Source organism: Mycolicibacter senuensis, assembly GCF_002101885.1.
GTDB classification, from domain to species: Bacteria; Actinomycetota; Actinomycetes; order Mycobacteriales; family Mycobacteriaceae; genus Mycobacterium; species Mycobacterium senuense.
The window spans coordinates 61,664-80,167 of record NZ_LQPS01000014.1 but is presented as its reverse complement, the minus strand read 5'-3'; the positions used below and the strand labels follow the sequence as shown (position 1 = coordinate 80,167).

General features: G+C 69.8%; 16 protein-coding genes. 5 read left to right on the top strand and 11 right to left on the bottom strand.

Annotated features, from left to right (window positions below; all coding sequences use genetic code 11):
• Window positions 1–2,247, bottom strand: a 2,247-nt coding sequence (locus AWC24_RS02345; RefSeq protein WP_085081890.1) for a hypothetical protein, incomplete at its 3' end; no start/stop codon positions are given.
• A gap of 86 nt (window positions 2,248–2,333) precedes the next feature.
• Window positions 2,334–3,089 (bottom strand): NUDIX hydrolase, encoded by a 756-nt coding sequence (locus tag AWC24_RS02340; protein WP_109560288.1) that lies wholly within the window; start codon window positions 3,087–3,089, stop codon window positions 2,334–2,336.
• Between the two features lie 221 nt (window positions 3,090–3,310).
• On the opposite strand from AWC24_RS02340, the gene AWC24_RS02335 reads away from it, so the two are divergent.
• The 3 genes from AWC24_RS02335 (at window position 3,311) to AWC24_RS02325 (ending at window position 6,463) form a co-directional block, all read left to right on the top strand.
• On the top strand, window positions 3,311–4,765 hold the full coding sequence (locus AWC24_RS02335; RefSeq protein WP_085081881.1) for a CCA tRNA nucleotidyltransferase: 1,455 nt from the start codon (window positions 3,311–3,313) through the stop codon (window positions 4,763–4,765).
• Between the two features lie 25 nt (window positions 4,766–4,790).
• Window positions 4,791–5,318 carry a pullulanase gene (locus AWC24_RS02330; protein ID WP_085081880.1) on the top strand — a complete coding sequence of 176 codons (528 nt, stop codon included), beginning with the start codon at window positions 4,791–4,793 and terminating at the stop codon, window positions 5,316–5,318.
• A 287-nt stretch (window positions 5,319–5,605) separates the two neighbouring features.
• Window positions 5,606–6,463, top strand: a complete 858-nt coding sequence (locus AWC24_RS02325; protein WP_085081879.1) for a PE-PPE domain-containing protein — start codon at window positions 5,606–5,608, stop codon at window positions 6,461–6,463.
• An 83-nt stretch (window positions 6,464–6,546) separates the two neighbouring features.
• Here the strand turns inward: AWC24_RS02325 and AWC24_RS02320 are convergent, their stop codons facing one another.
• Together AWC24_RS02320 and AWC24_RS02315 are read right to left on the bottom strand one after the other, a co-directional pair.
• On the bottom strand, window positions 6,547–7,320 hold the full coding sequence (locus AWC24_RS02320; RefSeq protein WP_085081878.1) for a TIGR03084 family metal-binding protein: 774 nt from the start codon (window positions 7,318–7,320) through the stop codon (window positions 6,547–6,549).
• Window positions 7,313–8,617: an MFS transporter gene (locus AWC24_RS02315; protein WP_085081877.1), complete on the bottom strand. Its 1,305-nt coding sequence runs from the start codon at window positions 8,615–8,617 to the stop codon at window positions 7,313–7,315. The genes AWC24_RS02320 and AWC24_RS02315 overlap by 8 nt, the downstream gene beginning before the upstream one ends.
• A 131-nt stretch (window positions 8,618–8,748) precedes the next feature.
• Here AWC24_RS02315 and AWC24_RS02310 point away from each other — a divergent pair, with 131 nt between their 5' ends.
• A complete protein-coding gene (locus AWC24_RS02310; protein ID WP_085081876.1) occupies window positions 8,749–9,363 on the top strand; it encodes a YqgE/AlgH family protein in 615 nt (204 codons plus the stop codon).
• Between the two features lie 21 nt (window positions 9,364–9,384).
• Here the strand turns inward: AWC24_RS02310 and AWC24_RS02305 are convergent, their stop codons facing one another.
• Together AWC24_RS02305 and AWC24_RS02300 are read right to left on the bottom strand one after the other, a co-directional pair.
• Window positions 9,385–9,831: a hypothetical protein gene (locus tag AWC24_RS02305; RefSeq protein ID WP_085081875.1), complete on the bottom strand. Its 447-nt coding sequence runs from the start codon at window positions 9,829–9,831 to the stop codon at window positions 9,385–9,387.
• A 24-nt stretch (window positions 9,832–9,855) separates the two neighbouring features.
• Window positions 9,856–10,887: an LpqN/LpqT family lipoprotein gene (locus AWC24_RS02300; protein ID WP_085081874.1), complete on the bottom strand. Its 1,032-nt coding sequence runs from the start codon at window positions 10,885–10,887 to the stop codon at window positions 9,856–9,858.
• 186 nt (window positions 10,888–11,073) lie between these two features.
• Here AWC24_RS02300 and leuS point away from each other — a divergent pair, with 186 nt between their 5' ends.
• Window positions 11,074–13,950, top strand: a complete 2,877-nt coding sequence (gene leuS / locus AWC24_RS02295) for a leucine--tRNA ligase (protein ID WP_085081873.1) — start codon at window positions 11,074–11,076, stop codon at window positions 13,948–13,950.
• A 26-nt stretch (window positions 13,951–13,976) separates the two neighbouring features.
• Here leuS and AWC24_RS02290 read toward each other — a convergent pair whose 3' ends face one another.
• The 5 genes from AWC24_RS02290 to AWC24_RS02270 are packed head-to-tail and all read right to left on the bottom strand — an operon-like array spanning window position 13,977 to window position 18,503.
• The gene (locus tag AWC24_RS02290) at window positions 13,977–14,642 is read right to left on the bottom strand and encodes an SDR family oxidoreductase (RefSeq protein ID WP_085081872.1); all 666 of its coding nucleotides are present in this window, start codon (window positions 14,640–14,642) and stop codon (window positions 13,977–13,979) included.
• Window positions 14,642–15,154 (bottom strand): MarR family winged helix-turn-helix transcriptional regulator, encoded by a 513-nt coding sequence (locus AWC24_RS02285; protein ID WP_085081871.1) that lies wholly within the window; start codon window positions 15,152–15,154, stop codon window positions 14,642–14,644. Before AWC24_RS02285 ends, AWC24_RS02290 begins: the two co-directional genes overlap by 1 nt.
• Before the next feature lie 57 nt (window positions 15,155–15,211).
• Window positions 15,212–15,958: an amino acid ABC transporter ATP-binding protein gene (locus AWC24_RS02280; protein WP_085081870.1), complete on the bottom strand. Its 747-nt coding sequence runs from the start codon at window positions 15,956–15,958 to the stop codon at window positions 15,212–15,214.
• The gene (locus AWC24_RS02275) at window positions 15,955–17,736 is read right to left on the bottom strand and encodes an ABC transporter substrate-binding protein/permease (RefSeq protein WP_085081888.1); all 1,782 of its coding nucleotides are present in this window, start codon (window positions 17,734–17,736) and stop codon (window positions 15,955–15,957) included. The genes AWC24_RS02280 and AWC24_RS02275 overlap by 4 nt, the downstream gene beginning before the upstream one ends.
• Complete coding sequence (locus AWC24_RS02270) at window positions 17,718–18,503, bottom strand: LLM class F420-dependent oxidoreductase (protein WP_407663458.1); 786 nt, start codon at window positions 18,501–18,503, stop codon at window positions 17,718–17,720. Before AWC24_RS02270 ends, AWC24_RS02275 begins: the two co-directional genes overlap by 19 nt.
• Window position 18,504 lies beyond the last annotated feature (1 nt).

The following is an 18,504-nucleotide window of genomic DNA, read 5'->3' as shown; positions in this document are numbered from 1 at the left end:
GGGTGGGCGGGGGCGGTCCAAGTCGGCGCGGTCGGGCTGGCCGCGGAAGCGGTGCCACAGCCGGCGCGCGGTCAGCACGGTGAGCGCGGCCGCTGCCGTCATGGTGATCAGGAACAACACCATGCCGTAGGCGTTCGAGTGCACCGACAGCCGCGCCGACTCGCCCAGCGGCAGCCCGTCCGGGGTCTGCAGCGCCACGTCGACGACGAAGTGCTGGTTGACCCGCACCTCCACCGGGACCCGCAGTGGCAGGTACCCCGGGGGCAGTTCCAGATCGCCCATGTCGGCCACCGTCATCCCGGGCGGCGCGTCGACGTGCAGCCGTACCCGGATGGGCACCGCCAGGTCGTTGCGCAGTGCCAGCGGCAGCGGGCTGTGCTCGGTGGCCAGCGTGTAGGAGCCGGCCGGGTTGACGATGGTGACCGCGCTGATCAGATCCGCGACGGTGTCGCCGACGATCGACAACCGCTGCGCTGCCACGCCGGCGCGCACGTCGAGCGGTTCGGACTGGCTCAGTGCGCGCAGCATGTCCTCGGCGAGGGGCGCGGTGTACTGCTCGCCGGTCAGGCCGGTGCGGACGTCGGTGGTCAGCGCCGACGTCAAGGCCCACAGCCGACCGATGTCGCCGGTGACGGCGCCGATGATGTCCGCTCCGAAGCCGCCCACCACCTGTTCGGCCGGTAGCGGATGCGCCGGTGCGGCGGTGACGCCCTGCGATTCGGAGATCAGCGCACTCAGCGGCCGCGGGACCGCCAACCCGGACCGCAGCGCGGTGCCCACCGTGGTCAGCACGGCCTGGGCATCGTCGACGCGTGGCTTCCAGTACGCCGGGGGCATCAAGATCTGGTCGCGCGGCTCGCCGGGGCCCTCCGGGGCCTCCAGCCCCCGCCACAGCAGGGCTCCCAGGGCATCCTGCCGGCGGGCCAGCGCGGAGTCATGGTGCAGCCGGACGGTCAGGGAGCCGTCGAGGTAGGTGGGGGCCACCGGGTCGGTGCCCATGCCGGCCAATGCCGCGCCGACGGCCGGGTCGTACGGCGCGACGACCAGTTTCGGCGACACCCGCCGCGGGGTGACGTCGGCGGTGGCGGAGTCCTGGGCGGAACAGTCACCGGCGGTGATGACCACGGTGTCGCCCTCGGCGCTGATCAGGTCGGCGGTGCCGGCCGTGAGCTTGCCGTCGCCGAGCACGATCGCGCCGCGGGTCGACGTCACCTGCAGGATCCGGTCGACGATGTCGGAGGGCCGGCTCACCGCGATCGCATCGAGGCCGGGGTCGCCGACCCGGGCCAGTGCGTCGAGGTCGGCCTGCGCGTACGGGGTCGCGGTGACACAGCTGCGATGCGCCAGCCGGCGCAGTCGCTCCAGCCAGGTCGTGGCGGCCGCCTGCCCGGTGCCGGGATGCGAGGCGGTGCCTTCAGGGGAGTCGGCGACCACGTAGCCCCGGGTCATCGCGTTGACCGTGACCAACAGGTCGGGGTCGATCGCCAGGCACAGCGCCTGACTGACGACGCCGCCGCCGTCGACGGTCGGGCTGGTGGCGAACTCGGCGGCGGACAGCAGGGCGTCGAGCCGGCCGCCCGGGGCCAGCGAACGCGCCAGGTCGTCGTCGGTGAGCCGAACCGGAAGGCTGCCGCCGGGCGCCCCGGGGGTGAGCCGGGGCCGGTCGGCCAGCGGCCACAACATGGTCAGCCGCACCGGCCGGGAGGTGTCGGGGGCGACGGCGCCGGAGAGCGGATCGGCGTCGGTCTCGGTTTTGGGCAGGCCGGTTACCGGCAGCAGGAAGCGGGCGTCGTCGAGGCGGGCCGGCTCGCCGTAGTCGGGCGTGCCGTTGACATTGACCAGCAGCGGATAGATACCCGGACGGTCCACGCTCAACGCCGGTTGGGTCGTCGAGCGCAGCGGAGCCGACAGGGTGAAGCGGGCCTCCTGGCCGCGTTGCAATTCGGTCGCCACCGTGGCGAACGGGCCCACCGGCCGGTATTGGTCATTGCTGCCGGCGAGGTTGGTGCGCAAACCGGCCGACGACGCGACGGCGCCGGCCTGCTCGAGGCGCACCATCACGTCGCGCACCGGGCGGTCGCCGACATTGCTCACGGTGCCGGAGACGGTGACGACCGGGACGCTGGAGGTGGTGATCACCTCCGGGGTGACCTGATCGACACGGACCTGCACGAACGACACCCCGCCGGGCTCGCCGGCCGTGGCATGCGGGGCGACGGCGGAGCCGAGCGCCACGCCCAGGGCCATCAGGAAGGCGGCCACGACCGCCCGAGGGGCCGTGCGGGGCACTGACAAGGCGGGCCGCCTGCCCCCACCGCTACGTCGGGTGCGGATCACGGGTCCAGCCCGCGACCGTTCTTCCGGTCCGGTGCGCGGCCGTCGGGGCGCGAGCGGCGGGCGCGGGAATGCGTCTGCGGGCGCCGCCATGGCGCGGTCACCGGCAGCGGCGGCAGCGCGGCCGGGCCGTCGGCCTGCAGCCGGTCGATCAGTTCGTCGGCGACCACGGCCAGCCGGCGTTCGTCGGCGTAGGCCAACCGGGACGGCAGCTCCCGGATCGGCACCCACGCCACCTCGGTGACCTCCACGTCGTCGTCGCACAGTTCTCCACTGGAGAACCGCAGCAGGTAGTGGTGCACGGTCTTGTGCACCCGGCGGCCCTCGGTGACGAACCAGTAGTCGATGCTGCCCAGCGCCGCCAGCACGTCGCCCTGGACGCCGGTTTCCTCGGCGACCTCGCGGATCGCGGTCTGCTCGGCGGTCTCACCGACCTCGATGTGGCCCTTGGGCAGCGACCACAGCATTCTGCCGCGGCGGTCGATGCGTCCGATCAGCGCCGCGACCTGATCCTTCCGCGGCCCGTCGATACCGTCGACGACCAGGCCACCGGCCGAGGTCTCGTGCACGGTGCGCAGCCGCTCCGGGCCGTGACGTGCGGTGCGGGGCCGGCGCTGCACCGAGCGGCCGGGCGTGGCGGCCGCGCTTTCGGTGGCCGCGGCCTCCGTGTGGTTGGTTTTCGGACCTGAAGTGCGTCGACCACGGCGCCGCCTGCGGCGCCGTCCCGGATTGGCTTCTCCGCCGTCGGCCGACACCCATGTGATAGTAGCTGGCACGGGCGAGCCCACCGGCCTCCCTCGCCGGGTCGGCGTCGGCGGCGGCGACCCGCCTGCCCGGCTCGGCCCGCCGGTCCCCGGTTCGCCGAGTGTGCGAAATCGACGGCGACGTCAACGGGAAACCGCCCGGGCCGCACTCGCTCACCGGCGGCCGGGAGTGAGACCCCCTGCCCCCGCCCCACCGTCTAAGCTCATCGAACGTGCCCGACACCCACCAGGATGCCGACCTGCTGACAGCGGCGGCGGTCGCCCTGAACCGGCATGCCGAGCTGCTGCGCGACCTCGGCGCCATGTTCGATGCGGCCGGCCACCAGCTGTACCTGGTGGGCGGCTCGGTCCGCGACGCCCTGCTGGGCCGGTCCAGCCCCGACCTGGACTTCACCACCGACGCTCGCCCGGAGCAAGTGCAGCAGCTGTTGCGGGGCCGCGCCGAGGCGCTGTGGGACACCGGGATCGAGTTCGGCACCATCGGCGCCGGTCTGCACGGGTACCGCGTGGAGATCACCACGTTCCGGGCTGACAAATATGATCGGGTGTCACGCAATCCCGAAGTGCGCTTTGGGGATTCGTTGCACGAGGATCTGGTGCGACGGGATTTCACCGCCAACGCGATGGCGGTCCGCATCACCGGAGCCGGTCCGGGGGAGTTCCTCGACCCGCTTGGCGGTCTGGCGGCGTTACGAGACAAGGTGCTGGACACCCCGATGGCACCGCAGGACTCCTTCGGAGACGACCCGCTGCGGATGCTGCGCGCCGCCCGGTTCGTCGCCCAACTCGGCTTCACCGTGGCGCCGCGGGTGCGCGCCGCCATCGACGAGATGGCCCAGCAGCTTTCCCGCATCACTCCCGAGCGGGTGGCCGCCGAACTGGACAAACTGTTGTTGGGCGCCGATCCGGGCGCCGGCGTCGACCTGATGGTGGCCAGCGGAATGGGTGATGTGGTGTTGCCCGAGGTCGGCGCGATGCGGATGGCCATCGACGAGCATCACCAGCACAAGGACGTCTATCAGCATTCCCTGACCGTGCTGCGGCAGGCGATCGAGCTCGAGGACCCCGGCCCCGAAGGCGGCCCCGATCTGGTGCTGCGCTGGGCGGCGCTACTGCACGACATCGGTAAGCCCGACACCCGCCGCCATGAGCCCGACGGTGGGGTGAGCTTTCACCACCACGAGGTGGTGGGGGCCAAGATGGTGCGTAAGCGGATGCGCGCGCTGCGCTACTCCAAGCAGATGGTCGACGACGTCTCGCAGCTGGTGTATCTGCACCTGCGCTTCCACGGCTACGGCGACGGAAAGTGGACCGATTCGGCCGTGCGGCGCTACGTCACCGATGCGGGACCGTTGCTGGGCCGGCTGCACAAGCTGGTCCGCGCGGACTGCACCACCCGAAACAAGCGGCGGGCGGCGCGCCTGCAGGCCAACTACGACCAGCTCGAAGCGCGCATCGCCGCGCTGGCCGAGCAGGAGGACCTGCAGCGGGTGCGGCCGGATCTGGACGGCAACGAGATCATGGCGCTGCTCGGTATTCCGGCCGGCCCGCAGGTGGGGCGGGCGTGGAGCTTCCTCAAGGAGTTGCGCTTGGAGCGGGGGCCGTTGTCGCGGGACGAGGCGACGGCTGAACTGCTGGCGTGGTGGCAGACGCAGCGGAACCGCTAGCGGCGCCGGCACGTCTGATCCGGGTATGGACTACTGCCTGGGCGACGGTGACGGTGCGACGATGTGGACCGGGCCTCCCGACCTCGATCTCGACGGCGACGGCGTGGCCGATGCGATCGGCCTCGATTTCGACGGCGACGGATTGCGCGACGACGCGTTGGTCGACCTCGACGGGGACGGGGTGGCCGACCACCTGGTGCTGGACCTCGACGACGACGGCACCCCGGAGGCCTACTTCACCGACGACGGGTCGGGCACGTGGGGACACGGCCTGGCGGCGAGCTCGGCAGGCCGGTCGGGCGGGCTGCGGTGGTCGGGACTCGACGACGTCGAGCACCTCGGTGGGCCGCTGGTGGATTTCGACGGCGACGGCCGGGTCAACGACCGGCTGCTCGACTCCGACGGCGACGGCCGAGCCGACCGGGTGCTGATCGGCGATGGATCGGGTGGCTACCGCGCCGCCTACGTCGACACCGACGGCGACGGGCGCTGGGACATCAAGCTGACCGACGCTGACGGCGACGGAGCCGCCGACGGGGCCACGCCGTTGTGAGCCCCGGTTGTTAAGCGGGCCCGTGGTTGCGCCCGCAAACCGGGCCCGGCGGCCGGCCAACGCGCCGGGATTCCGAACAACCGTTCGGATCTGATCGGAGACTTATCGACATTTTTATGAGCTTTCGCACCCAGGAACGACCTGTAGCATCCCTCAAGTGGACTCCACCGGCTGGAGCGCATAAGTTAATGTGCGTACGGGAAAGCCCTCTTGTCGCACAGCTACGCGGTTGACACTCGGATAGGGCCGATCGCCGTCAGGTTACCGCAACATCGGGGGAGGAACTTGTGAACAAGACGACCGTGGGCGCGCTGCTGTCGGCGCCGATAATCATCGCGGGAGCAACGGCGGCTCCCGCCCCCGCTGCTGCCACCGACCACCACATCCTCGACTACGCCCTGGCCGCCGAAGCCCTGGTCATGATTCCGGCGATGAATCAGAACTGGCTCGATCTGAGTAAAGAGCTGTATCTGGTGCCGAACGGGTTCCCCGAAGACGGCGACGCGACCTTCCTGCAGGTGCCAGAGACCTATGACCTGAACGCCAGCATCAAGGGCGCCACCGACATCCTGGTCGACGCGATCAAGACTCGATGGGAAGGCGGCGACTTCGACTCCGAGGACCCGCTGTACATATTCGGGTACTCGCAGGCCAATGTCGCCGCGGGTCTGGCCATGGAGCGACTCGCTGAGGAAACGGACATCCCCAAGGGCGCACTGCATTTCGTGATGGTCGGGGACAGCGCCGCCGAGGGCGGCTTCCTGAGCGGCTTCATACCCACGCTGCTGCAGTGGGTGCCGGAAGAATGGCACGACGACGTGATCACGATGGTCTATCAGGTCGCCGAGATGATGAACATCGACTCGGTGATCGGTCTGGTCACCCCGAACGATCTGTACCCCGCCGACGTTTACTCGCTGTCCAGCGACGGCTTCGCGAACTGGGACAACGGCCACCAAACGGCTGGCATGTTCAGCGACCACCTGGCATACCTGGGCCTGTCGCCGGAGGAGATCGCAAGTGCGACGCAGACGGTGAGCGGCGACACGGTTTACCACATGATCGACACCGCCAACGTGAACATGTTCCAGGCTTTGATGAACTCGGCCGAGATGATCATGGGCGGGTTCCTCGCCTGGTTCTGAAGCCGCCGGTTTCGCTGCGCGCTGGCGCGCTCATCGCCCGGAGCGGTGCTGGTTTGGCTCCGGCTCGCTGCGCGCTGGCGCGCTCATCGCCCGGAGCCGGGCGGCCCCGCGAAAGCTTGGGCGATCTCCAGCCAGCGGTGCGCGTCCTCGCCGTGCGCCGCGAGATCGAGGTCTGCCAGCGGACGGCGCTGGGTGACCAGGAAACAGAAATGCTCGGCCGAACCGGTCACCCGCTGCTCGGCGTTCACCGGTCCCCACGCCCACACCCCGCCACCGGGCGCGTGTAGTTCCACGTGAAACGGTTCGCCGGGCGGCGTCAGGTTGTGCACGGTGAACGCGTAGTCGCGGGTCCGCACCCCCAGATGCGCGATCGACCGCAACCGCGCGGTTGCGGTCCGTCGCACCCCGAGCGCGTCGGCCACGTCCAGGCCGTGCGCCCAGGTCTCCATCAGGCGCGCGGTGGCCATGGACGCCGCGCTCATCGGCGGGCCGAACCACGGCAGCTTGCGGCCATCGGCGACGCCCAGGAGGGCTTCGTGCAGCTGGGCGCGCGTCGATCGCCAGGCCGCCAGCAGCTCAGCCGGCGCGGTGCTGGCCAGCTCGGCCGCAGCGGCGTCGACGAAGCCGGTCGGGTCGCCCATCGCCGCCGCGAGTTGGTCGCCGAAGCCGGCCTCGTCGGTGATGGCCAGCAACGCGACCCGGTCCGTCCACAGCAGATGAGCGATCTGATGGGCGATGGACCAACCCGCCGCCGGGGTGGGCGCACCCCACTGACTGTCGGTGAGGGGGGCCACCAGCGCGTCCAAGTCGTCGCTCTCGGCGCTCAGATCGGCGACGATCGGTTCGGTTTCAGCCATGCCCGTACTGTATGCCGCCCACCGGATCCCGGGGTCGCCCGATCAGGCTGTGCCCCGCCAGGCCGGCCAGATACAACAGCGTTCCGGCCGCGATCAGCCACGGCGCCTGCCCGTCGGGGGGAACCACTGCCGCGGTGGCCGACACGGCCAGGATGAACGAAGCCCAGAACAGCGAATCCTGCACCGCGAAGACATGTCCGCGCAGCGCGTCGTCGACGTCGATCTGCATGGCGGTGTCGGCGCACAGCTTGACCACCTGCCCGGCCGCCCCGAGCAGGAATCCGCAAAGCACCAGCACCGGCAGGTACAAGCCGATCCCGGCGAGCTGGATCACCGCCGCCGCCGCCAGCGCCCCGTTGGCGGTGGCGTAGCGGCCCCAGCGGTGGACCGCAGGCGGCGTGAGCAGGGTGGCCAGAAACGATCCCGCACCGGACGCGGCGATGAACAACGCCGTGGTGCCCAGCCCCGAAACCGTGTGCTCGCCGACGTGGCGCACCATCACCAGCACCAGCAGGGTGTTGATGCCGAACGCCATCCGGTGTGCGGCCAGGCCCGACAGCGTCGCGGCCACGGTGGGCCGATCGCGCACCGTCCGGATGCCGTGCAGCCAGCCCGTCGTCACCGCGTAGAGCACCGATCCGTGGATGGCGCGCTTGGTGTCGTCGGGACCGAGCACATGGCGGGCGAAACGCAGCGAGAGCACCAGGGCGATCGCGACCGGGATCGCCACCGCCGCGATGATCGACGCCGCGCCGCGATCGTCGGCACCCACCAGCCAGCGCGGCACCAGCATGAAGTTCGCGCCCAGGAAGGCCGCCACGGCGCCGGTCGCGATCGCCAGCGCGTTCATCGTGACGACCTTGTCGCGCGGCACGACGTGGGGCAGCGCCGCCGACAACCCGGAGGCGATGAACCGGGTGAACCCGTTGGCGATCAGGGCAGCGCACAACACCGGCAGATCACCGGCTCCGACAGCCAACAGCGCGGCGATGGCGAGCACCAGCACCAGCCGGGCGACGTTGGCCACCACCAGCACCATTCGCCGATCCCAGCGGTCCAGCAGCGCCCCCGCGAACGGACCCAGCACCGAATAGGGCAAAAACAGCACGGCGAACGCGCCCGCGATGGCCCACGGCGCCGCGGCCCGATCAGGATTGAACAGCAAGGCGCCGGCCAGGCCGGCCTGAAACAAGCCGTCGCCGAACTGGCTGGCGGCACGCAGCTCCAACAGCCGCCAGAACTCCGGCAGGCTGCGCGCCGATCGCCACAGCGATGCGGGTGCGCGGGTGTCCACCAAAAGACCTACTTCCGGACGCGGGCGGCTGTCACTGCGGCGCCGGCCCCAGACCAGAGTACAAATCTTGGCGGTCGTTCGACGTTCGGCACAGGTCGCCCACGATCGCCGGGCCCGAGTGCCATGATGGGAGGGTGGCGCAACCTGAGGAACCCGAGGACGCTGAACAGTTTGTCGCGCCCGCCGCTCATCGGGTACGGGCCGGGACGTTGCTCCTGGCCAACACCGACCTGCTTGAACCCACCTTTCGCCGCACCGTGATCTACGTAGTCGAGCACAATGACGGCGGCACTCTGGGCGTGGTGCTCAACCGACCCAGTGAGACCGCCGTCTACAACGTGTTGCCGCAGTGGTCCGACCTGGCCGCCAAGCCCAAGACGATGTTCATCGGCGGCCCGGTGAAACGGGACGCGGCATTGTGTGTCGGACTGTTGCGGGTCGGCGTGGATCCCAACGCTGTAGCGGGGCTGCGCCATATCGACGGCCGGCTGGTGATGGTCGACCTCGACGCCGAACCGGAGTCCATCGCTCCTCACGTGGAGGGGGTGCGGATCTTCGCCGGCTACGCCGGCTGGACCATCGGCCAGCTCGAGGGCGAGATCGAGCGTGACGACTGGATCGTGTTGTCGGCGTTGCCCTCCGACGTGCTGGTCCCGCCCCGAGTCGACGTGTGGAGCCGGGCGCTGCGACGTCAGCCGTGGCCGACGGCGCTGTTGGCCACCCACCCGATCGACATCAGCCGCAACTGAACGGCGGCACCGGACCGCAGATTACGAACAGCCGCAACCGCTGCCACAGCCCGACGCCGGTTCCGGCTCCGGCGGTGCGCTGCCCGCGCAACCGCAACCGGCACCGCAACCGGCGTCCTCGACCGGCGCGGCGCCGGCGCAGCCGCAGCCCGACCCGCAGCCCCCGGCCGCACCGGCTGCCGCGGACTGGCGCGCCGCGTAGCGGGCTCCCTGCCAGGCCCCGGCCGCCAGGATGCCCAGCGCACCGGTGATCGAGATGATCAACGCCAGCAGCGCCACCGCCGGCGGGCCGGCCAGCACCAGAGCGCCGCCCACCGCCAGGATCACCCCGACGGCGACCTGGGCGGGCGCCACCGCGCGCAGCACCAGTTGCTCGGGGTCGCCGGTGAGCGGCCGGGCCAGGGTCCGCACTCCGAACACCAGCGACACGACCGCAGCAGCCAGGCACAACACACCCATGATCAGCATGGGACCAGGATACGAGGCCGACGGTCAGCCGGTCGTGCCCACCTGGTGCTGAATGGTGCCCGATTCCACCGGAGGGTCGGAGCGATCAGGCGCGGGGGCGGTGCCCACCTGGTGTTGCACCCTGCCCGATTCGACCGGAGGGTTGGGGCGGTCGGGTGCGGGGGCGGTGCCGACCTGGTGCTGGATGGTGCCTGATTGCACCGGTCCGTGCGGTGCGGGAGGCGGGGGGTTGGTACCGGGCCGTTCGACCCGGAACCCGTTGACGATCGCGTCGGTCGCCGGAGCATTGCCGACGGCGCGGCCGGCACCGGTGGTCACGGTCAGCGAGACCAGGTAGGCCGAGTCGGGCGTCGGCACGATCACGTGGCGCCGGGAGGTGTTGAGCGTCATGTCGGCGTCGCGGTAGGTGCCCTCGATGACCGAGGAGGCAAAGCCGTTGAAATCGTCCAGCGAGGCGTTGGTGGTCTGCCAGGCCATCAACTGCTGGCTGTCGACGAACCCGTGGGTGATCGCCTCTTTCGGGTCGAACTGGCCGACCAGGCGGTAGACGACCACCTGCGCGTTGGGCGTGTAGAGCGATCCGCTGCGCCGATCGGCGATGACCGCGAACGCGTCGGGCACGTTGGGGTCGGGAACGTGGGTCCAGCCGACGGGCATCGGCAGGGTGATGTTGAACGCGGTGAAGTCCGCGGCCTGCTGCGGCTCCAACTGCACCTTCTTGGCGGCGAAGTAGTCACGCAACGTGCCGGAGGTGGCCGGCACCACGGCGTTGGGTGCGACGCCGCCCGCCGCCCCCGGTACGACGGCCGGTGCGCCCGCCGCCGGGACTGCGACCGGCGCGCCAGCCGCCGGCCGGGATGCCACGGGCAGTGGTGGGGCCACCGGCGCGGCGGCCGGTTGGGCGGCGGGCTGGGCCGCCGGGCCGTAGGGATTGGGCGGCGCCGGCAGCAGCGGGTCGCCCATCGCGACCGGCACTCCCAGCGGGCCGCCGAAGGCCGCCGCGGTGACAGCCGTGCAGCCGACCAGTAACCGCCAGCGGCGGACCGTGTTCGTCATCTCCAGGGGTCCTTCCGGGACGAGCCGGGCAATGGTGCCCCCGGCCTTGGAACGACGGTAGCCAGGCGCGGCCAGGCGACGCCAGGGCCGCAACCGACCTGGAACGAAGCCCTCATCGGCCCGCAACGCAACCGAGACCAAGCTGTGGCGATCGGGCCGACAAACCCCGCCCCTTACCCTGTTGAGGTGAACGAAGCCCCGACCACCCAGGCACCCGGCGACCAGGCGCCCCGGCATCGCTACACGGCAGCGCTGGCCGGGCGTATCGAAGGCGCCTGGCAGGACCACTGGGAGCAGGCCGGAACCTTCAACGTCGCCAACCCGGTCGGCTCGCTGGCGCCCCCGGACGGCGCGGCGGTACCCGCCGACAAGATGTTCGTCCAGGACATGTTCCCCTACCCGTCGGGGGACGGCCTGCACGTCGGCCATCCGCTGGGTTACATCGCCACCGACGTCTACGCCCGCTACTTCCGGATGACCGGCCACAACGTGCTGCACGCGCTGGGATTCGACGCGTTCGGGCTGCCCGCCGAGCAGTATGCGGTGCAGACCGGCACCCACCCGCGCATCCGCACCGAAGCCAACATCGAGAACTTCCGCCGGCAACTGCGGCGACTGGGTCTGGGCCATGACAGCCGGCGCAGTTTCTCCACCACCGACGTCGACTTCTACAAGTGGACGCAGTGGATCTTCCTGCAGATCTACAACGCCTGGTTCGACACCGCCGCCAACAAGGCCCGGCCGATCGCCGAACTGGTCGCCGAATTCGACGCCGGCACGCGCACCCTCGACGACGGGCGGGACTGGGCCCGGTTGTCGGCGGGGGAGCGGGCCGATGTCATCGACGGCCACCGGTTGGTCTATCGGTCCGACTCGATGGTCAACTGGTGCCCGGGGCTGGGCACGGTGCTGGCCAACGAGGAGGTCACCGCAGACGGGCGAAGCGACCGCGGCAACTTCCCGGTGTTCCGGAAGCGGCTGCGGCAGTGGATGATGCGGATCACCGCCTACTCCGACCGACTGCTCGACGACCTCGAGGTGCTGGATTGGCCGGAGAAGGTCAAGACCATGCAGCGCAACTGGATCGGGCGCTCCACGGGCGCGGCGGCGCTGTTCGGTGCCGACACCACCGACGGTGCCGAGGTGGACATCGAGGTGTTCACCACCCGCCCGGACACGCTGTTCGGCGCCAGCTATCTGGTGCTCGCGCCCGAGCACGATCTGGTCGACCGGTTGACGGTCGCCGCCTGGCCGGACGGGGTGGATCAGCGCTGGACCTTCGAGGCGGCGACGCCGGCTGAGGCCGTCGCCGCCTACCTCAAGGCGATCGCCGCGAAGTCGGATCTGGAACGCCAGGAGAACAAGACCAAGACCGGGGTGTTCTTGGGTAGTTACGCCACCAATCCGGCCAACGGCCAGCGGGTGCCGATCTTCATCGCCGACTACGTGCTGGCCGGCTACGGCACCGGCGCCATCATGGCCGTGCCGGGTCACGACCAGCGAGACTGGGAGTTCGCCGCCGAGTTCGGCCTTCCGGTGATCGAAGTCATTGCCGGCGGCGATATCTCAGAGGCCGCTTACGCCGGCGAGGGAACCCTGGTCAATTCCGGACCGCTGGACGGCATGACCGTCGACGATGCCAAGCAGGCCATCACGCGGCAACTGGAGTCGCAGGGCCGCGGTTGGGCGCGCATCGAATTCAAATTGCGGGACTGGCTTTTCGCCCGGCAGCGGTACTGGGGCGAGCCGTTTCCGATCGTCTACGACGACGATGGCCGTCCGCACGCCTTGGATTCCGCGGCACTGCCGGTCGAGTTGCCCGATGTCGGTGACTACTCACCGGTGCTGTTCGACCCCGACGACGCATCCAGCGAACCCTCGCCGCCGCTGGCCAAGGCGACCGACTGGGTGCATGTCGAGTTGGACCTCGGGGACGGCCTGCGGTCCTACACCCGTGACACCAACGTCATGCCGCAGTGGGCCGGCAGCTCCTGGTACGAACTGCGCTACGCCGACCCGCACAACACCGAGCAGTTCTGCGCCCCGGAGAACGAGGCCTATTGGATGGGCCCGCGACCGACCGAACGCGGCGCGGACGATCCGGGCGGAGTGGACCTGTATGTCGGCGGTGTCGAGCACGCAGTGCTGCACCTGTTGTATTCGCGCTTCTGGCACAAGGTGTTACACGACCTCGGACACGTCAGCTCCCGGGAGCCCTACCGGCGGTTGGTCAACCAGGGCTACATCCAGGCGGCCGCCTACACCGACTCCCGGGGGTCCTATGTGCCGGCCGCCGACGTCGTCGAACGCGACGGCAAGTGCTATCTCCCGGGCGTCGACGGTGACGTGGAAGTGTTCGCCGAGTTCGGCAAAATGGGTAAGAGCCTGAAGAATTCGGTGTCGCCCGACGAGATCTGCGATGCCTACGGCGCCGACACCCTGCGGGTGTACGAGATGTCGATGGGCCCGTTGGAGATGTCGCGGCCGTGGGCCACCAAGGACGTCGTCGGGGCGCACCGCTTTCTGCAGCGGGTCTGGCGGCTGGTCGTCGACGAGGAAACCGGTGAGAGCCGGGTGCTCGACGGCGAACCGGACACCGAGACGCTGCGGCTGCTGCACCGCACCATCGTCGGGGTGTCGGAAGACTATGCCGCCCTGCGTAATAACACCGCGGCCGCCAAGCTGATCGAGTACACCAACCATCTGACCAAACAGCACCGCGACGGGGTTCCGCGCGGGGTCGTCGAGCCGCTGGCCCTGATGCTCGCACCGCTGGCTCCGCACCTGGCCGAGGAGCTGTGGCAGCGGCTCGGCCACGATTCCTCGCTGGCGCACGGCCCCTTCCCGGTCGCCGACCCGGCCTATCTGGTCACCGACACCGCCGACTACCCGGTGCAGGTCAACGGCAAGAAGCGGGGGCTGGTCACGGTGGCCGCCGACGCCGACACCGAGGCGATCAAAGCCGCTGCCCTGGCCGATGAGAAGGTGCAGGCGTTCCTGGCCGGCGCCGCTCCGAAGAAGGTGATCGTGGTGCCCGGCCGGCTGGTGAACCTGGTGGTGTGATCGTAACCACCCCCGCCGGAAAGAGACTATCGCGGGCGGAGCACGACCTCGTGCAGGTGCCCGTCCGGCGGGGTGCGTACGGCGGCGGCCACCACCTCGGCGACGGTGTCGGGACGCAGGAAGCGGCCCGGATCGTATTGGCCGCCTTCGTAAGCGACCAGGTCGCGTTGCATCTCGGTGTCGACGCGGCCGGGGTAGACGGTGGTGACGCGCAGCGCCGGCTCGTCACTGCGCAGTGAGTCCGCGAACGCGCGAAGCGCGAACTTACTGGCCGAGTATGAGGCCATACCAGCGGAAACCCGTTGCCCGGCACCGGAGTTGAGGAAGACCACATGCCCCCGGGCCTGCCGCAGCGCGGGCAGCAGTGCCAGTGTCAGCGCTACCGCACCGAACACGTTGACCTCGAAGGTGGCCCGCCACTCCTCGATGTAGGATTCGCCGGCAGCGCCAGGCTGCATCACCCCGGCGTTGTGAACCAGCACGTCGAGTTCGTCGACGATCTCGGTGGCCGACTCGATCGCGTCGGCGTCGGCCAGATCGAGCGGCCAGGTGGTGGCGCCGAGCCGTTCGGCGACGGCGTCGAGCCGCGCCGACGGTCTGCCGGCCAGTAGCAGCGTGTGGGTGGGTGCCAGTGCGGTCGCGATCGCCGAACCGATCCCGCCGCCGGCGCCGGTGATCAGGGCGGTCGGCATCAACCGCAATCCAGCGGGCAGTCGGCCCCGTCGTCCGTGGCGGTCCCGGCGGCGCCGTAGGCGGCCAGCCGCTCCAGCGGTTCCAGCGCGCGGGTCAAGGTGTCCAGATCCTCTTGGCTGAGCTCGCTGAGCATCACCGCCAGGGCCGCGTGCCGGTTGGCCAGCGATTCACGGTGGCTCGCCAGTCCCTCCTCGGTGATGTCGACCAGCACGGCTCGCAGGTCCGACGGGTCCCGGCTGCGTTTGACCAGGCCGATCTTCTCCAAACGGCGGATCGCCACGGTGGTGGTGGGGGTGCGAACCCGTTCGTGGGCAGCCAGTTCGGTCATCCGGATCGGCCCGCGGTCCAGCAAGGTGATCAGGATCGACAGCTGCGCCAAGGTGAGCTCGCCGGTCTTCGTTCCGCCGCTGATTTCACCGCGCCGCAGGATCGAGAACAGTTTCGACAGCGAACGATGCAAGCCCTCTGCGACCGCCGTCACCTGCGGCGTATCGGCTTTGCTCTCCGCCATAGTTCGCCAGTCTAACCTGTGGTTCTAACGAGGGGGGATAGGTCGCGCAGGTTGCTGTCACAACACCTGGGAGAGGAACTTCTGCAGCCGGTCGGTCTCGGCATTGTCGAAGATCTGTTCGGGCGGCCCGGATTCCACCACCTTCCCGCGGTCCATGAACACGACGGTGTCCGACGCCGACCGGGCAAAGGCCATCTCGTGGGTGACGACCACCATCGTCATACCGTCCGCGCCGAGCTCAGCGATCAACGCCAGGATCCCCTTGACCAATTCCGGGTCCAGCGCCGAGGTCGCCTCATCGAAGAGCATCACCTGCGGCTGCATCGCCAGTGCGCGGGCGATCGCGACCCGCTGTTGCTGGCCGCCGGAGAGCGCCGAGGGACGCGCAGCGGCCTTGTTCTTCAGCCCGACCCGGTCCAGCAGTCCCAGTGCCAGTTCGCGTGCGGCGTCGTGCGACATCCCCAGCAGCTTGCGCGGGGCCAGCGTGATGTTGTCGAGCACACTGCGGTGCGGGAAGAGATTGAAATGCTGGAACACCATGCCGATCCGCTGGCGTAGCTCGTCGGGATCGTCGTCGAGCACCGATCGCCCGCCCAGCAGGATGTCGCCGCCGTCGGGTTCGTGCAGTCGGTTCAAGGTGCGCAGCATGGTGGACTTGCCGGAGCCGGAGGGGCCGATCACCGCCGCGGTGCTGCCCGCCGGCACATCCAGATCGATCCCGCGAAGCACGGTTTGTTTTCCGAAGGACAATTGGATTCCCTTGGCCGCCAACGACACCGGCTCGCGCGAGGAGGCGGCGGTCACGTCATCTCCTGACTGGAGATCGCCGGGCTCAGCTCGACGGAGTCGTCGTCCTCGGCGGGCCGTCCGCGGCGAAGCCGGTGGTCGACGACGTTGACCAGGTGGGTCAACGGGATGGTCAGCGCCAGGTACACGACGCCGGCCGCCACCAGCGGGGACAGGCTGCCGGTCTGGGCGTTGAAGTCGCGGCCCACCTGGAACAGCTCCCGCTGGCCGGCGACCAGGCCCAGGAAGTACAGCAGCGCGGAGGCCTTCAGCAACGCGATGAACTGGTTGACCAGCGCCGGCAGCACCCGGCGGATGCCCTGCGGTATCACCACCAGGCGCATCGAGTCGGGATAGCCGAAACCCAGCGCCCGGGACGCCTCGAGCTGGCCGGACTCCACGCTCTGGATCCCCGAGCGCAGGATCTCCCCGATGTAGGCCGCCGCGGTCAGTCCCAGTGCCGCGATGCCCAGCGGGTACGGGTTGTTGTTGGTCAGCCCGCCTACCAGCGGCCCGACGGCCAGACCGATGAGCAGGATGATCAGCACCTCGGGCAGCCCCCGGAAGATGTCGGTGTAGACCCGGGCCGGCCAGCGCAGCCAGCGGGTGCCGGAGATCCCCGCAACGGCCAGCCCCAGCCCGGCCACCAAACCGATGATGCCGCCGCTGACGGTCAGTAACAGCGTGTTGGGCAGGCCGGTCTTGAGCAGATCCGGCAGCGCCTCGCGGTACAGCTGCCAGTCGAAGAAGGAGTCTCGCCACTGGGCCAGTGTCGATTTGGGTTCGTACGGCGTCGAGTCGGCCTTGTGGTTGCGCGCCGCGATCGCCGCGAAGTCCGGGAGATGCGGGGTGGCCGCCGACTTCGAGCCCGGTTGCCAGTCCGGTGGCAACGGCCGGGGCACCCAATCGGTGTAGAGCTGCGGCCAGGTGCCGTCGGCGATCACCGCATCCAGTCCGGAGTTCAGCGCCGATATCAACGCCCGGTTCTCTTTGGCCACCGCGTAGGCTTCGAAACCGGCGGGGCTGAACGTGTAACCGGCGATCTGCGCCGGGTCCCCGGGCCGCATCAGGTTCAGTGCGGTCAGCGACGGCGCCACCCAGGCGTCGACCTGGCGGCTTTTCAGGCTGGCGTAGAGCGTGATGGAGTCGGGGAACCGCACCGGCTCGATCTCCAGGGTGTCGACTGCGTAGGCGTCCTCGATGGTGCCCTGAACCACCCCGATCCGCTTACCGTCGGTGACGGTGTCGAACCCGGTGATGGCCGAACCGGCCGGGACGACCAGCGCCATATAGCCGAAGTCGTAGCCGTTGGTGAAGCCGACGGTGCGACGGCGCTCGTCGGTGGCGTTGATCGACGCCGATCCGACGTCGAAGCGCCCGGACTCCACCTGGGCGAGCAGCCCGAAGAAGTCGGTGCCGACGAACTGGATCCGCAGCCCCAGCTTCTTGGCGATGGCGCGGAGCAGTTCGTTGTCGAACCCGGTGTAGCGGCCCGCGGCGTTGATGCAGTTCGTCGGGGGGCTCTCGGTCAGGGTGCCGACGGTGAGCACCCCGGGGGTGGCCAGACCCAGCTTGGTCACATCGATCGAGTTGAGCGGATCCACGCCGGCCGTGGTGTATTTGTCCTCGCGCGGACGTTTGGCGGTGGCGAGCTTGAGCGGCAGCGTGACGGCCGCCTGCTCCCCGGCCGGCGCGCACAGGTCGGGGGTGGCGCCGGCGGACGGCACCGTTGCCAGACCGCCCACGATCAGCCAGGTGGCAAGAAGCGCCGCCAGTTTTATCGCTGGTCGCGCCATCGGCACAGCGCCTCGGCGCCGGTCAGGTCGTAGTCCGGTCCGCTACTACCGATGGTCAACAGGCTCACCCCGAGTTGAACCATCGACTCCGCCGCGCTGAGCAACTCCGCTTCGGTTTGATCGTTGCCCAGGGCGGCCGAGTGTTCGATGGTGGCGGGGTCGCGGCCCAGCGCGGCGCAGTGTTCGGCGAGCACTGCCGCCTTGTGCGGGTAGGTGTCGGGGTCGGTGAAGCTGTGCCACATGTCGGCGTGCTCGGCGACCAGGCGTAGCGTCTTGCGCTCGCCGCCACCGCCGATCAGCACCGGTATATGCCGGGTGGGCGGCGGATTGAGCTGGGCCAGGCGGCTTTTGATACGCGGCAGCGCAGCGGCCAGGTCGTCGAGCCGGCTGCCGGCGGTGCCGAATTCGTAGCCGTATTCGTGGTAGTCGCGGTCTTTCCAGCCCGAACCGATGCCCAGGATCAGCCGGCCGTCGCCGATGTGGTCGACGGTGCGGGCCATGTCGGCGAGCAGCTCCGGGTTGCGGTAGGAGTTGCACGTCACCAGCGCGCCGATCTGGATCCGCGAGGTCTGTTCGGCCCAGGCGCCCAGCATGGTCCAGCATTCGAAGTGCGGTCCGTCGAGGTCGCCGTAGAGCGGGAAGAAGTGATCCCAGTTGAATGCGATGTCGACGCCGAGGTCCTCGCACCGCCGGACCGCGTCGCGGATCGTGCGATATTGCGCCGCGTGCTGGGGGTGCAGTTGCACGCCGATTCGGATGGGCTTCACC

What these genes read in the sequence shown, in the direction of transcription:
- AWC24_RS02320 (WP_085081878.1), bottom strand. Translation starts at nt 7,320, where the DNA reads ATGGCTGAAACCGAACCGATCGTCGCCGATCTGAGCGCCGAGAGCGAC.
- AWC24_RS02330 (WP_085081880.1), top strand. Translation starts at nt 4,791, where the DNA reads ATGGACTACTGCCTGGGCGACGGTGACGGTGCGACGATGTGGACCGGG.
- AWC24_RS02300 (WP_085081874.1), bottom strand. Translation starts at nt 10,887, where the DNA reads ATGACGAACACGGTCCGCCGCTGGCGGTTACTGGTCGGCTGCACGGCT.
- AWC24_RS02275 (WP_085081888.1), bottom strand. Translation starts at nt 17,736, where the DNA reads ATGGCGCGACCAGCGATAAAACTGGCGGCGCTTCTTGCCACCTGGCTG.
- AWC24_RS02285 (WP_085081871.1), bottom strand. Translation starts at nt 15,154, where the DNA reads ATGGCGGAGAGCAAAGCCGATACGCCGCAGGTGACGGCGGTCGCAGAG.
- AWC24_RS02290 (WP_085081872.1), bottom strand. Translation starts at nt 14,642, where the DNA reads ATGCCGACCGCCCTGATCACCGGCGCCGGCGGCGGGATCGGTTCGGCG.
- AWC24_RS02305 (WP_085081875.1), bottom strand. Translation starts at nt 9,831, where the DNA reads ATGCTGATCATGGGTGTGTTGTGCCTGGCTGCTGCGGTCGTGTCGCTG.